The organism is Celeribacter halophilus (assembly GCF_900114135.1).
In the GTDB taxonomy this organism is placed as follows: Bacteria; Pseudomonadota; Alphaproteobacteria; order Rhodobacterales; family Rhodobacteraceae; genus Celeribacter; species Celeribacter halophilus.
Map to the genome: position 1 here is coordinate 37,826 of NZ_FORY01000019.1, position 14,941 is coordinate 52,766.

The following is a 14,941-nucleotide window of genomic DNA, read 5'->3' on the forward strand; positions in this document are numbered from 1 at the left end:
TTGTCTCATTTCTGCGCTTCTCTTTCGCTTGCCCGACTGTCACGCGCATGATTTAACGAGGGTATGAACAAACCCAGCGACAACCCGGCCGATCCATTCAAAAAAGCACTCGCGGAAGCGACGAAAGTCCTCGCTGACGATGGCGAGTTGACTGTCACCTATTCTATGGATCCGGCGGGCATTTCCGGCGATACGGTGCGCCTGCCGCAAGTCTCGCGTCGGATGTCGAAAGAAGAAGTGCTGATCGCGCGCGGCACGGCGGATGCGCTGGCCTTGCGCCACAAGTTCCACGACCAGAGCACCTTCCAACGCTATGCGCCTCCGGGCCAGATGGCTTTTGAAATCTACGACGCGCTGGAAGCTGCCCGCTGCGAAGCGGCAGGCGCGCGCTACATGCCCGGCACCGGCAAGAATATCGACGCCAAGATCGGCAGTGAGGCCACGCGGCGCGGATATGACGGCATCACCAAACGCGAAGATGCCCCTCTGGCGCAAGCGATGGGCTATTATCTGCGCGAAAAGGCGACCGGACGCGAATTGCCACAGGCGGCGGAAAATGTGCTCGATCTCTGGCGCGATTTTATCGACGGGCAAACACAGGACACGTTCGAGGATCTCGACGTCCTGCTGGAAGACCAACAGGGCTTTGCCCGCCTCGCCCGTCGCGTGATCGAGGAACTGGGTTACGGGGATCAGCTTGGCGACGACCCGGATGCGACCGATCCCGAAGAGGATCAATCCGCCGAGACCGAGGAACAGGACGAAGAGCCGGAAAATCAGGGCGAGGATCAGGAACAGGAAGACGACAGCGAGGCCAGCGCGGAAGACACGCAGGAGCAACAGCAGGACATGCAGGAGGCAACGGTGTCTTCGGATGATCTGGCTGACGAGGAATTCTCCGAAGAGGTCGAACTGCCGCAAGACGAAGCCGAAGTTGAACCGCCCCAGCCCGCGCCCGTGTCCGATGCCGACCCGAATTATCAGGTCTTTTCCACCGCCCATGACGAAGAAATCATGGCCGAGGAACTGGCCGAACCCGCTGAGCTTGAACGCCTGCGCGCCTATCTTGACCAGCAGCTTGAACCGCTCAAGGGCGCCGTTTCGCGGCTGGCCAACAAATTGCAGCGCCGCCTTCAGGCGCAGCAGAACCGGTCTTGGGAATTTGACCGTGAAGAGGGCATTCTCGACGCCGGACGTCTGGCGCGTGTGGTGGCCAACCCGACAACGCCTTTGTCGTTCAAGGTCGAAAAAGACACGGAATTCCGCGACACGGTTGTGACGCTTCTTCTGGACAACTCCGGCTCCATGCGCGGACGCCCGATCTCGATCGCCGCGATCTGCGCCGATGTTCTGGCCCGCACGCTGGAGCGGTGCAACGTCAAGGTCGAGGTTCTGGGCTTCACCACACGGGCATGGAAAGGCGGGTTGTCACGCGAGGAATGGCTCGGACAGGGTCGCCCGCAACAGCCGGGACGCCTGAACGATCTGCGTCATATCATCTACAAATCCGCCGATGCCCCCATGCGCCGGACACGGGCCAATCTGGGCCTGATGATGAAAGAGGGGCTGCTCAAAGAGAATATCGACGGGGAGGCGCTCGAATGGGCGCATCGCCGGATGGTGGGACGCCACGAAGCGCGCAAAATCCTGATGGTGATCTCGGACGGCGCGCCAGTGGATGACAGCACCCTGTCCGTCAACCCCGCCAATTACCTCGAAAAACACCTGCGTGACGTGATCGCCATGATCGAGAAGCGCAAACAGGTGGAACTGCTGGCCATCGGGATCGGCCATGATGTGACGCGCTACTATGACCGCGCCGTGACCATCACCGATGCCGAACAGCTGGCGGGAGCAATGACGGAACAACTTGCCTCGCTTTTCGACAGCGACCCGCGGGCGCGTGCCCGCGTGATGGGAATGCGCCGCGCTTCCTGAGCGCCTGTCGAATGATCCGCGATTATGACCATGGAAGGACCATTGCAAAATGTTCCAAAGCTTTGATGTGACCACCCGCCCCGAACAGGCCGCCCCGCGCGTGACTGCGCTGCGCAAGGAAATGCTGGATACGGGGCTGGACGCATTTCTTGTGCCTCGTGCGGATGCCCATCAGGGCGAATATGTGGCCCCCTGTGACGAACGTCTGGCATGGTTGACGGGGTTCACCGGATCGGCCGGGTTTGCCGTGATGCTCGCCTCCCAAGCAGCTATTTTCACCGACGGGCGCTACACAGTGCAGGTGCGGGCGCAATGTGACCCGAAACTGTTCGACTATATCGACTGGCCCGCCACCTCGCTGGGCACATGGCTTTTGAAAACCGATGCCGCGAAGATCGGTTTCGACCCTTGGCTGCACAGCATTCGCGAGGTGGAAAGTCTGCGCAAGACCCTGCTCGGCACGGGCAAGGAAATGATCGCCACCAGCAATCTGGTGGACCGTATCTGGACCGACCGACCAGCACGCCCCAGTGCGCCGGTGAGCAAGCAGCCTGTGGAACTGACCGGCAAGACCTCCGAAGAGAAATTCGCCGAGATTGGCGAGGCCGTGGCCGCACAAGGGGCCGAAGCCGTGGTGCTCACCCTGCCCGACAGCCTGTCGTGGCTGTTGAACATCCGAGGCTCCGACATTGCGCATAATCCGGTGGTGCAGGCCTTTGGCATCCTCACCATCACGGGGCGGCTGATGCTTTTTGATGATGCAGCGAAATACGCCGATCTCGGCCCTGACCCGCGCATCTCCATCCTGCCCCGCGCCGCCTTCGGCATGGCTCTTGAAGAGCTGACCTGTCGCGTGCTTGTGGACACGAACACCGCACCTTTCGCCGTCAAAACCATGCTGAAAAATGCCGAGATTGTCGAAGGCGACGATCCTTGCATCCTTCCCAAAGCCTGCAAGACACCCGAAGAGATCGCAGGCACCCGCGAGGCGCATCTGCGTGACGGGGCGGCGATGGTCGAATTTCTCTCGTGGCTCTCCGAACAGCCGCCCGAGAACCTGACCGAGATCGAAGTGGTGAAAGCCCTCGAATCCTTCCGCGCCGCCACCAATCAGCTCAAGGAGATTTCCTTCGACACGATTTGCGGCTCCGGCCCGAACGGAGCCATCGTGCATTACCGCGTGACCGAAGACACCAACCGCGCGCTACGTGAGGGAGAGCTGTTGCTCATCGACAGCGGTGCGCAATATCAGGACGGCACAACAGACATCACCCGCACCATTGCTCTGGGTGATCCCGGCTTTGAGGAACGCGCGGCCTTTACTGCCGTTTTGCAGGGCATGATCGCCATTTCCACCGCAGCTTTCCCGCGTGGCGTGGCTGGCGCTCACCTCGACGCGCTGGCGCGCGCACCGCTGTGGCGGATGGGGCGCGACTATGACCACGGCACAGGCCACGGCGTCGGCTCCTACCTCTCGGTCCACGAAGGACCGCAACGGATTTCACGGACATCCCTGCTGCCTCTGCAAGAAGGAATGATCCTGTCCAACGAGCCGGGGTATTACCGCGAAGGCGCCTTCGGCATCCGGATCGAAAACCTGATCGCCACGCAAAAAGCGCCGGACATCGAAGGGGCGGACGGGCGCGACATGCTCAACTTCGAAACGCTGACATGGGTGCCCATCGACCGCAATCTGATCCTTGCAGACGAACTGGCCCCGTGGGAACGCGACTGGATCAACGACTATCACGAAACAGTCTGGGAAAAGCTCAAGGACCGCGTGTCCGAACAGGCCCACGTCTGGCTGCGACAAGCCGTGACACCCGTCTGACATATACCGGATACAAAAACCCTGATAGAACCCTTTCGAGATCAACGTGCTCCGCACGTTTTGAAAGGCTCACACCATCGGCGCCCGCTCGGGACGCTTTTCGAAAACCATTTTATTTTTCGCAAAACGTCTTCGGGTGCTCGACAATGACACAAGAAGGACAAAGACATGGGAGACCATATTTCAATTCGCCCCGCTGCGGGAAAATGGGTTGTGCGCGCCGGTGGCGCTGTGCTTGGCGAAAGCGCCAGAGCGCTGGAACTGACCGAAGGGGATTACCCGCCGGTGATCTATTTTCCGCGCGAAGACCTTGCCATGGCCTTTCTGGAAGAAACCGACACGGTCGCGGCCTGCCCGTTCAAAGGCACGGCCAAACATTACGATATTCATACGAAATCCGTGGTGATCAAGAATGCGGCCTGGACCTATGAGGCCCCCAATGATGTGGCCGCAGCGATCAAGGATCACATCGCCTTTTATGCCCAGAAAGCCGCCGTCGAACAGCTCTGATCTGGTCTGACAGCCTCAAGCCTTCGTGGAAATCGTAGCGCAGGATTGGCTCCAAACGCTTTGAAAACACACATAAACGCGGGTCTCTGGCCCGCGTTTGTCATGTCAGGAATGTTCCTCTGCCGCCGTTTCCGCCAGTTTACGCGAAAACACCCGAAGCGCATCGACGTGAAACAACGCCCCGTGCAGTTCCGGTCCTGTTTCCTCGCGCAGCGTCACGACCGGAATGAAGATCAGGTTGTTCTTCTCGAACAGAGGCATGGCGCGTTCAAGCGTGGCATTGGGGGACAGGTAAATCCCCTGAGAAATCAACTCGCGACAGGCGGCCTCTGGTGCTGCCCGTGGCGCGTCCGGTGCGCGGTAGCATTGATGCACCCGCACCGTGGCCAAGAGATAGGCCTGCGGCCCTGCGGCCAGATGCACGCCCCGCCGTTCCAGCAGTGTCAGGAAGAACGAGCGATCCACAAGGCGCGAGGCAAGCGCGGTGGACAAGGACACAGCAACCATCACCGCAAGCCCCGTTTGCCAGTCTCCGGTGAGTTCGAACACAATCAAGGTGGTCGAAATCGGCGCGCCCAGAACCGCGGCGGCCACAGCCCCCATTCCGGCCAGAGCGTAGAGCGTGGCCGTGCCGGAGACGGTCGGGAAAATCGCCGTGGCCACGAGGCCGAAAGACAGCCCTGTCAAAGCCCCCACCATCAGCGCGGGCGAGAATACCCCGCCGCCCATCCGGCCCGCCATGGTGATGGAAACGGCAATCACCTTGATCACCGTATAGACCACCGCCTGCCACAAGAGCAGATGCCCGGTCAGCGCCGCCGATGTGGTTTCATAGCCAACCCCGATGATATGCGGAAACTGAATGGCCATGAGGCCGAGCAAAAGCCCCGCAAATGCCGGTCTGAGCACGGGCGGCAAGTGCAGTTTCTCCTGCACCCACGAGCCGAAATCATCCGCCATGAAAATCGAACGCATCATCAACACGGCGACGAGGCCACTGAGCAGACCGAGGATCAGGAAGGCGGGCAATTCGACATAAAAGCTCAACGCCCCTTCGGCAGCCAGCGTGAACTCGGTTACACCTCCGAATTCCAGCCGGTTGATCACCGTCCCTGCAGCAGACGCAATGACGATGGGGGCAAAAGCATGAACCGCGAAATGGCGCAGCACCACTTCCAACGCGAACAAGGCCCCCGCAATCGGTGCATTGAACGAGGCGGACACCGCCGCTGCCACTGCACATCCCAACAGGTCGCGCCCCGTGATTCCGTCAGCGTGAAGCCGGTTGGACACCCATGTGGAGATCACACCGGCAAGGTGGACCACCGGCCCCTCGCGCCCCGAAGAGCCACCCGTCGAGAGCGTGATCAAAGAGGCAAAGGCCGAGGCCAGACCTGCACGTTTCTCCACCCGCCCCTGATTGAGCGCGGCCCCCTCGATCACATCCGCGACCGAACGCACCCGCCCGTCCGGCGTGAACCAGTTCAACACGATGCCCACCACAAGCCCGCCAAAGACCGGCAGGAACAAAACCCAATACCACGGCAAATCGCTGGCAAATGTGTGCAAATGGCGCAGGTCGGGCGTGCCGTAGAACATGCCTTGAAGAAGGTCGATCCCCTTGCGGAACCCCAATGCGGCAAAGCCGGAGGCAATGCCGATCAAAAGCGCAATAAACCAGAACTGGATCTGGCTCGGCCCACGCCTGCGGACCAGATCAAGCGCATCGGAGAGACCTTCACGTATCTCGGCCATGGCCTTTGCCGGATATGACGTCTTCTCCTCGGCCATCTGCGCGATCCCTTCGTGTTTCAGCGTACTTGCCCTGCTGGCTTTTCCTGCCTGCCCACGTCCATTATGGTCATCGGACCTGAACAGACGAGTGAGTCCCATGATTGACACAGCCTATACCGAGCTTTCTTCCGTTTTAGAGGGTCGGCTCACACGATCCAAGTCCGAACTCGATCAACACGGTCTGTCCGAGACATGGTTCCCCCCAACCCCGCCCGAGGCGGTCGCCTATCCCGAAACCACGGCAGAAGTTTCGGAAATCATGAAAATATGTCATGCACACGGGATTCCCGTCACTGCTTTCGGCGCGGGCACCTCGCTTGAGGGACAAACCCTCGCGACATCTGGCGGGCTGTTAGTTGATTTCAGCCGTATGAATCAGGTGCTGCGCGTCAATGACGCCGATATGGACGCCGTTGTGCAACCCGGCATCACGCGCGAGGCCCTCAATGTCGAGCTGCGTAACACGGGGCTGATGTTCCCCGTCGATCCGGGCGCCAATGCCAGCCTTGGCGGCATGGCGATGACGCGGGCATCGGGGACGACTGCGGTCAAATACGGCACAATGAAAGAAAACGTCACAGGGCTTGAGGTGGTACTCGCGGATGGCAAGATCATCCGCACCGGAAGCCGCGCGCGCAAATCCGCCGCAGGATATGACCTCACCTCGCTCTTTGTCGGCTCCGAAGGCACCTTGGGCCTGATCACGGAAATGACCGTGCGCCTTCACGGACAGCCCGAAGCCATCTCCGCCGCTGTCTGTTCCTTTGAAGAGATCGGTCCGGCAGTCGAGGCCGTGATTGCCACGATTCAGGTGGGGCTTCCGATGGCGCGGATCGAGTTTCTCGATGCCGAAAGCGTTCATGCCGTGAACCTCTATTCCGGCGCGAACTTCCCGCTCAAACCGCATCTGTTCGTGGAATTCCACGGCTCGGAGGCCACGGTCGCGGAACAGGTCGAGATGTTCGGCGAGATCGTGCATGATTTCGGCGGTTCGGATTTCGAATGGGCCGCCAAATCCGAAGATCGCACCGCGCTCTGGACCATGCGCCACCACGCCTATTGGGCCTGTCTGGCGCTCCGCAAAGGGACAAAAGCCGTTGTCACCGACATTTGCGTGCCGATCTCGAAACTTGCCGAAGCCGTCGAACAAACCCGCGCAGACATCGCGGCCTCACCGCTTCACGGGCCGATTCTGGGCCATGTGGGCGACGGCAATTTCCACGCGATCTTGCTGGTCGATCCCAATGACGAAGCCGAAATCAAAGAGGGCAAACGCCTCGCACACCGGATGGCCGAACGTGCGCTGGCGCTTGGCGGGACCATTACCGGCGAGCACGGGATCGGGATGGGCAAGAAAAGCCTCATGCCCGAAGAACATGGCGCGGCTTGGGATCTAATGGGACAGATCAAAGCGGCGATGGATCCAAAAAACATCCTCAACCCCGGAAAACTCGTGCCGTAAGCCACGCCGGAAGCGCCGCACAGGCCTTTTCCGAAATGTGAATTACCTCATCCGATTTCCGCTGGCTCAAATCCACCCATTGAAATCATTGGATAATTTTCACACCATTCACAGCAACGCATTTCCGAGTCACCTGAACGCGTTTCCAAAACGCGTGATTTCTCTCGAAATTCCATACCTTTAAGGAGTTTCGCACATACACACAGATATAAAAAGCCCCGACTTCGACAAGTCGGGGCGCGATGAATTTTGGAAAATTTTTATGTGCTACGGAATACTCAACCATCCAAGCCAGCCAACAACACCGACACGTCACAAAGGTGATAATCTTCGCGAATGAACGGGTTGTGGCCAGGAATGCACTGCGTCTTCTGGGCATAGTGGTCGGCCAATATATCAAGGTTCAGGAAACGTTCGTCATCCTCGATTGACGCGAACAAGCTGACCATGAACTTGAAGGCGCGACCGAAATGATGTCCGGTCGCATAGCAAAGGCGCCGGTAGGTTTCCTCATTGCGAACACCGTCGATATTTACGCCTCGCACTGCCGCATAGTTATAGAACGCCGTATCAATCTCATGGAGATCCTCGTCGCAATTCGGATCAAGAGAACGCATATTGTAAGCAGTCGCCAGATTTCTCAATTGCGGATCCAAATTGACCTTCTCAAGGAGCTCGGGAATTCCGCTCAACACGACAACCACAGGCCAATCGGGGTTCTTGATCAAGGTTTTGATCGAGTTGATCACCTTTCTTGTGTCTTTTTCACCCAGTGTTTCGAACATGTGCTGGCATTCATCAATTGCGACAATCCACATTCCCTTATCGCGCAACTGTTGCCGAACACGTGTCCAGATTTCATGCTCGGTCTTTCTCGGGGACATGTCATAATCCACTTGCTCGAGAATCTTGATACCCAGTGATTTCCAAGTCGTTTCCCCATCAAGAACGATCGACACCGCCTGAATCGCACGCCCACACTCCAACTGCCGGTCCCCAGCTTGCAGACGCCCCAATGCGTGCCGGATCTCCCTGGTCTTGCCCGAATTACTCTGCCCGATGATCGTCAGACAACTGGCCTCGAACGGCTCTTCGGACAAGACGCCAGAGTCGTAATCGTCGACGGCCTCCTGAAACAAAGCATCGAGTTCCTCGGCACGCGACATGTGGAAATACATCTTCCGCAAACGTGCTTTCCTTTTGACGTAGGACATCCCATCCAGCGAATTCTCTTTGGTCATTTGAAACTTCCCCTTCCCTTCGGCGCACCAGAAAACGTCTTGCCCGGCGCCTTCGTCTTCCCTTTGCTCTTCTTGTTGGTCCCCGTGCCCACCGATTGCCGCGCGGCACGGTCAGATCCGACATCTGGCGGCGCGGATGTGTCATTGGTGGGGGCGGTGGTGGTACATGGCTCCGCACCTTCTCCCAGGGGTTCCGAGGCTTCTTTATCAGCCCTGGAACGCTTTTCCGCCTCGATCATTTCGGGTGAGTAGATACCCCTGCCCTGCCCACCGGACAGCAGAGTGTCCATATCGGCAGAGATCGATTCTGCGGGATTTTTCTCAATCTGGAGGCGAACGCAGTGACTATTCTCAAACCACTCGAGCGTTTCCTCCTTTAGCTCTGTAGAAGGTAATCCGTGTGCCTCGATCCCGGACTGGATTTTTTCGTCGATCCAACTCGCATGCTTTGCCAGAACATATTCATAAAACTTCTTATCCTGAGGTTTCGTTGCCCGCATTTTTTCAATTGCGGCCATAAGCGTGCGGACAGTGTGATGTGCCAGATCTGGACGCTGGTTTTCCAAGTGGTAGATTTTCCCTTCGTGCAGTGCCGTCACTTCACGCATATCCGTCGGATCGAGGCGGATTTCGAGATCAACCCCTGCTTCCCATAGTTTCTTCGGAAACTGGCTTTGCTCCCCGAACGGAACACCAAGAATGCGGACGCCCTCTTTCGTCAATTTCCGTGAGAGCTTCAGACCGGTAGCCCTGCGTCGCACACGCACGCTCGGTGCCCCGACCGCCCCATATTTCATGGCATCTTTCCATTGATCCACAGGACGCTTTCCCATGAGGCCCATATGCTCTTGAAGAGGATAGTAGTCGACACAGAACCTCACCAGCAGGTGGCGAAAAACATCAGCATCGAAGGCGGCCATGCCTTCTTTGTCATATGCGATCAGGCAGTCAGGTGAGTACCCTGTCTTGCCGGGAAGTTCGTCAGCAAACATCATCCGCAGCGTCCGGAAAAACCTTTCGACAAAGGGTTTGTCCATCGGCACCCCCGTGCGCCCGTAGATGTAAGATCCGCCCAGCCCAACGATTGCCGCTTGCACCTGCGCGTCGAAGAACTCGTTGCCCGTATCCACGACAACCGTTCCAATGCCGGTCGCCTGGCTCCAAGCCATACTACAGCCTGCAAGTTGGCTATACTGGCTTTTGTCGCGCGTCGTCATGTCCAACACCTCAATGACGGTGCGGACATTCGCGGTTTCAGCTACGCCGATCCCGAGGATCATACGCGTCGCTACATCAATGGCCGCACAGACCCAAAGGCGTTGTGCTTTCTTCTTTTTCTTTTTCTTTGTCTTTTTGTTCTTCACCTTCTGCTCGAGCTTTTCCTGGAGATCCGGAGAAAGAAGGCCCCAAAAGTCACTCTTCTGGCGCAGGGTGAAGACATCACCATGCCAGAAGTCGAGCTCAATCAATTCGCCTGGTTTCAGAGCTCGCACACCATGCTGTGTCGGCGAGAATTCCTTCATAGCCTCTTGAATACCCGCGCGCCCAACAACCAATTCAAACTTCGTAAATTGAGCGAGGCGACGATAGATGGTGTTACGGTGAGGGCACGTGAGGGGAGGTCGGCCATTCGACATCCGCTCGGCAGATTCCCTCCGGAACGCCTGTTTGACAGTTCTTTCAATTGATGCTTTCGACGGCTGAGCAGTTGAACAGTACTTTTTGCAGATCCGATCCAGCAACAAGCTGGCCTCAGCAGACATTCTGGGTGTCGTCTTGTTCCCGCTCGCCTTCTTGTTCAACAGCGCCTCTGGCGACGGGCGCAGCTGGCCGAAATACATCGTGCAGAACTGGCTCACGCGTTTCGGGCCCCAGGTCTTTGCCTGAAACGCGCCATTCCGATCCGTCCCGCGTTTCAAAAGGCGCTGCCGGCGAAAAGCGTCGGCCTGGATCGCATCAAATCTTCTGGTGATATTGGTTTCCGTTTTGCGGGCACCCTGCAGAACCTTCTGTGAAGCGAGACACCACGCCTCTTTCAGCTGGGCTTCGTAGCGTTCTTCATCGGTCGCACTTTCCCACGCCGAGATTGAAGCCCGCTCCTGTGCGGCAAGCGCCGCCTCTTCAGGCCCGTCACTCCCGAAGGTTTCATCAACGACCGTATCCAGCCGCCCCATGATTTCGCGAACCTTCGCATGTTCAAGGACGAAGTGCTGAGCCGTCTGCTGCTCCAGCGCCCTGTCCCAGACGATCAAGCCGTCCCGACAGAATCCAGACACCACAAGTGCATGGCTATCAAAACTGATCAAAGTCCCTTGTGGAAAATGAAATGTCGGAAGCACACTCATTCTGGTCTCCCCACAACTGTCGGGTAGTCAATCAGCCGTTTCTTGTCGGCAAAGAGGCGGAAGTCGGCGATGGCACGAAGCACGGCGTCAAACATGCGCCCCTGTTCAGCCTTGTCGCGCGGTCCAACTCCACGGATTACGAGTTCCTCAATCGTGAATTTTGGCTTGTCGATAATATCCTCAAGAACCTCCACAAGACGAGCGTCTGCCTCAGGGTCCGGGAACCTCTTCGCCAAGAAGATCCTTTCGTTGTTGCCGCGCAGTTGCGGTGAGAAACTCGCCTCTGATACGACAGCGAACCCACAGCCCTCTGGGAGTTGCAGCCGGATCTGCTCACAAATCAAAGCCTGTTTGGTTCTCCCGAGACTATCGTCATTCTTCACATAGAGATAAGTTTTTTGCCCATTTCGCAGAGTCACGAGAAAATCGAGCGTGTTGGAACCGACGTCATCAACTTTTTGCTCGAACCCAAAGTGCCGAGGCTGACACTTCAAGCCAAAGGTATTGGGATGAATCAAGGCACTGATGGCCACCGCACGCTCCAAGCCAGACTCAAAGCCAACAACGCGAGACAGATTGGAGTCCTCTTCTGTTCTCCCGACAAGCGCTCCAGTCTTTGCGGAGTTGGAGCGATGGACGACATTGCGAATTCCGTCGTAGGGCAGAAGCCGGTCGAGGTTCTCGTAGCCCAGTTCTACGGAGCGGTTCTTCCCAAGCGCACCTGCCATCCCCGCCATAGATGCATAGGCCGGGATCGCAGGATCCGGTGCAACATCGATGGTGTATGATTGAAAAGGCGCAGCCATAGTTTCTCCGTTCGCGCACTGCCCCCAGTGCGTGGTGTTTAAGTTTTCTTTCGTGTTAAACTCGGCATTCCCGAGCCGTATGAGACCCTTCGCTATTCAATCGAAAATGAAGAGTCGAGTCATATATTCAAGCAATATCATAAGCTTACGCGAAAATCTGGATAACTTTGTTTTTCGCACTTGCTATCCAACTGCTCTATCAGATCATTCTGACGGAAGAATTCGATCAAGAGAAATAGTCATCACGGAACTGTTGTCCCGATCTTTTTCCCACCGACGTAACCGCCGTTCAAATTCACTCAATAGTCGCGGCAAAACCTCCTTTCATCCCGTCAACAAAATTTTAATTATGAGTTTTTTTCGAGGACCATACAGCAAACGCAAGAGAAAGGGGCTACTTTATTCAGCAGTTACTTTAAAGACGAACTTGCCGCTCCAGTGCAGAATCTAGCCATAAAAGATGTTCTTCAGTCCCCGGCTCGCATGATCTCGGCGGATCAATCTTTTGCGTAGAAACGCAGCTGCCCAGCACCCCTCCATCAGAAGACAATAGCTCTTGCGGGACCAAAGCTCGCAGGCGCAGCGCAGTTTTGCGAGAAACAGACAACCGCATCATAACCGCAGAAATAGAAAAGCTGACATGAAGCTTTTTCGCAGAATGAGCCCGTATGGCGATTTCGGCGCATATGAACCATTTAAACAATGGAAGGTTGCTGCGCTCAAAGACCGTTCCTTGTCGGGCGGAAAACTGGAACCGGCAATCTTTGCAGTGGTAAAAGTGTCGATCAGCCAAATCAGATAGCTGAGAGGAACCACATTTCGAGCATGTAACACCATTCGGAAACTGCACCTCGCACAGGCGCCGCAAACAGTCTTCTTCGGTGCGGAAATGTCTGGCAACGCCGTTTTTCGGCAATGACAGAAGCAGTGATTTCCAGTGAATTTCGGTCGCGAAGTCATCCATTTAAAATTAATGGCACTCAGATGATGCGATGGCCAGTTGTAAGTCTACGGCATCAGCCCAACAGCGCTCGGAGGCGACTGCGACGTCACACAAAGCTATTTCGAGCACACAGCGTTTCATCTGATTCATTATTTAACCTGAAGCCCAGAGGGCTCCAGAGGCCAAGCAACGGCGCTTTGGAACTCTTCTTCGATCCTCGGCAGGACTCCCCTTAGACTATGTGTATAAGGGGAGTTTCTTTAAGTAAAATCTGCGATTAGAGTTAATCGCCTTAAGCGGCCTTTGCCGTGAAGATCGCGCGAGCGGAATCGACTTGATAGTCTCCGACATAGCGGGCAGCCTCTTCCGAAAGGCTCAGAATGCTTCTCAAAATGAAATCCACCTCACCGTCGGTCATCAAAACAGACAAATTTAGCCGCACGAAACCAGGTTTTTCCATCTCATTCCCATCGAGTATTTCTTCGCGCAACTTCTGGGCAATATTATCGACGCCCAGAAGTCGCAGCACATAAGGGCCAGCGCAGGCACAGCCGCCACGCGCCTGAATTCCATATCGGTCACTTAAGATTTTGGTTGCAAGCTGTTGATGCAGAAAGCCTCCCTGCGGATGACGCACACGGAAAGACAGGATCGGAAGACGATCAGCATCTTTCAAACCGAGCAAATCAATCATCGGGGCATCCTGCAGTACTGTCATCGCACGTTGTGACAGCTCTCTGTTACGGCGTGTCATAACATCCTGCCCGATCTGTTCTTTGACGATCACAGCAAGTGCAGCGCGAATGTCGCCTATGACATTCGGTGTTCCGGCCTCCTCACGATGCTCAAGGTCCAGGCTGTAGTCGTGGGTCTGCGAAGACACGAAGCGGACCGTGCCGCCACCAACCCATGTTGGACGATCGGAAACAACCGCGTCACGACGTATAATGAGCACACCAGAAGCTCCCGGCCCCCCAATGAATTTATGCGGCGAGAAGACCATCGCATCAATTTCCGCGCCCTCAGCCAGGGACATAGAGATTGGCAAATAAGGACCGCCTCCCGCATAATCCCAAACAATCTTGGCACCGGCAGCTTTCACTCGCCGGGTGATCCCTTTCACATCTGCGATGATGCCAGTCACATTAGACGCCGCAGAAAAAGAACAGATCACGCGATCATAAGATGCGACATCTTTCAAAGCCGTTTCCAACGCATGCATGTCCGGACCACCAGTGGAACTCTCGGGCAACTCAATCACCTCTGCCCCGCTTTCACGCCAAGGCAGAATATTGGAGTGATGCTCATAAGGCCCAATGATGATTTTAACTCGGCCCCAATCTGCTCCCATCAATCGTACAAGACGATTCAACCCTGCTGTGGCTCCCGATCCAGAGAAGATAACGGCATGCCCCTCATCCGCGCCACAATGAGCGGCAATAACCGCACGAGCCTGATTTCTAAGACGGGTCATAAACCCTCCGCAAAAAGAGGCCTCCGTATGACTGTTGGCGTAATATGGAAGCACTTTCTCCAAAACAAAGCGCTCCACAGACATCAATGCCCGGCCAGAAGCGACGTAGTCCGCATAGACAATCTCTTTTTTGCCATACGGCCCGTCGAATGAAGCGTCTTTCCCAATGAGGTCTGCCGCAAGATCTGTACCCTTTGGCACAGTCATACGGAAGTCGTTCAAAAGAGATGCGCAAGCCTGAGTGTTCATGATCCGTCTCCAGAAATAAGTAAGCGTTCGCAGGACATCACATGCAGCTTAGCTTGACAGCTTGAAGTTCCACGGCAGCAGATCGTCTATGCTGTTTTGCGGATGGCCATTGGCGACCGCTGTCAGGGTGGCCTTGAGATAGGCAAAGGGTTCTATGCCGTTAATCTTGCAGGTCTCGATCAGAGAAGCGACACGGCCCCAGGCGATGCCGCCTTCGTCGTGACCCGCGAAGAGCGCATTCTTGCGACTGAGAGCGATCGGTCGGATCAGGTTTTCGACGCGGTTATTGTCGATCTCGACGCGCCCATCGGTCAGGAAGGTCTGCAACCCGTCCCAGTGATTATGGAT

Annotated in this window: 11 protein-coding genes; 4 read left to right on the plus strand and 7 right to left on the minus strand. The window is 56.4% G+C overall.

Translation table 11 applies throughout. From position 1 onward, the window contains the following. Positions 1-63: 63 nt before the first annotated feature. The 3 genes from cobT to BM152_RS15700 all read left to right on the plus strand — a co-directional run bounded on the left by cobT (position 64) and on the right by BM152_RS15700 (position 4,279). On the plus strand, positions 64-1,938 hold the full coding sequence (gene cobT, locus BM152_RS15690; RefSeq protein ID WP_066605167.1) for a cobaltochelatase subunit CobT: 1,875 nt from the start codon (positions 64-66) through the stop codon (positions 1,936-1,938). A 49-nt stretch (positions 1,939-1,987) separates the two neighbouring features. Beyond that, complete coding sequence (locus BM152_RS15695; protein ID WP_066605170.1) at positions 1,988-3,769, plus strand: aminopeptidase P family protein; 1,782 nt, start codon at positions 1,988-1,990, stop codon at positions 3,767-3,769. A 168-nt stretch (positions 3,770-3,937) separates the two neighbouring features. Beyond that, the gene (locus BM152_RS15700; protein ID WP_066605172.1) at positions 3,938-4,279 is read left to right on the plus strand and encodes a DUF427 domain-containing protein; all 342 of its coding nucleotides are present in this window, start codon (positions 3,938-3,940) and stop codon (positions 4,277-4,279) included. Positions 4,280-4,384: 105 nt separating this feature from the next. Here BM152_RS15700 and BM152_RS15705 read toward each other — a convergent pair whose 3' ends face one another. Further along, positions 4,385-6,070 carry a chloride channel protein gene (locus BM152_RS15705; RefSeq protein ID WP_066605174.1) on the minus strand — a complete coding sequence of 562 codons (1,686 nt, stop codon included), beginning with the start codon at positions 6,068-6,070 and terminating at the stop codon, positions 4,385-4,387. A 100-nt stretch (positions 6,071-6,170) separates the two neighbouring features. Between BM152_RS15705 and BM152_RS15710 the strand changes: the two genes are divergently transcribed. After that, entirely contained in the window at positions 6,171-7,535 is a 1,365-nt protein-coding gene (locus tag BM152_RS15710) for an FAD-binding oxidoreductase (RefSeq protein WP_066605176.1), read from the plus strand. A gap of 278 nt (positions 7,536-7,813) precedes the next feature. Here BM152_RS15710 and BM152_RS15715 read toward each other — a convergent pair whose 3' ends face one another. The 6 genes from BM152_RS15715 to BM152_RS15740 all read right to left on the minus strand — a co-directional run. Beyond that, complete coding sequence (locus BM152_RS15715) at positions 7,814-8,776, minus strand: ATP-binding protein (protein ID WP_066605178.1); 963 nt, start codon at positions 8,774-8,776, stop codon at positions 7,814-7,816. Further along, positions 8,773-11,121 (minus strand): integrase core domain-containing protein, encoded by a 2,349-nt coding sequence (locus BM152_RS15720; RefSeq protein ID WP_066605180.1) that lies wholly within the window; start codon positions 11,119-11,121, stop codon positions 8,773-8,775. Before BM152_RS15720 ends, BM152_RS15715 begins: the two co-directional genes overlap by 4 nt. Further along, on the minus strand, positions 11,118-11,927 hold the full coding sequence (locus tag BM152_RS15725; RefSeq protein WP_197418786.1) for a PDDEXK family nuclease: 810 nt from the start codon (positions 11,925-11,927) through the stop codon (positions 11,118-11,120). Before BM152_RS15725 ends, BM152_RS15720 begins: the two co-directional genes overlap by 4 nt. A 415-nt stretch (positions 11,928-12,342) precedes the next feature. Next, a complete protein-coding gene (locus tag BM152_RS15730) occupies positions 12,343-12,891 on the minus strand; it encodes a transposase (RefSeq protein WP_074914444.1) in 549 nt (182 codons plus the stop codon). 271 nt (positions 12,892-13,162) lie between these two features. After that, positions 13,163-14,593, minus strand: coding sequence for an aminotransferase class V-fold PLP-dependent enzyme (locus tag BM152_RS15735; RefSeq protein WP_066605184.1), 1,431 nt, complete (start codon positions 14,591-14,593; stop codon positions 13,163-13,165). 48 nt (positions 14,594-14,641) lie between these two features. After that, a partial coding sequence (locus tag BM152_RS15740; RefSeq protein WP_139222521.1) for a transposase domain-containing protein occupies positions 14,642-14,941 on the minus strand: 300 nt, incomplete at its 5' end.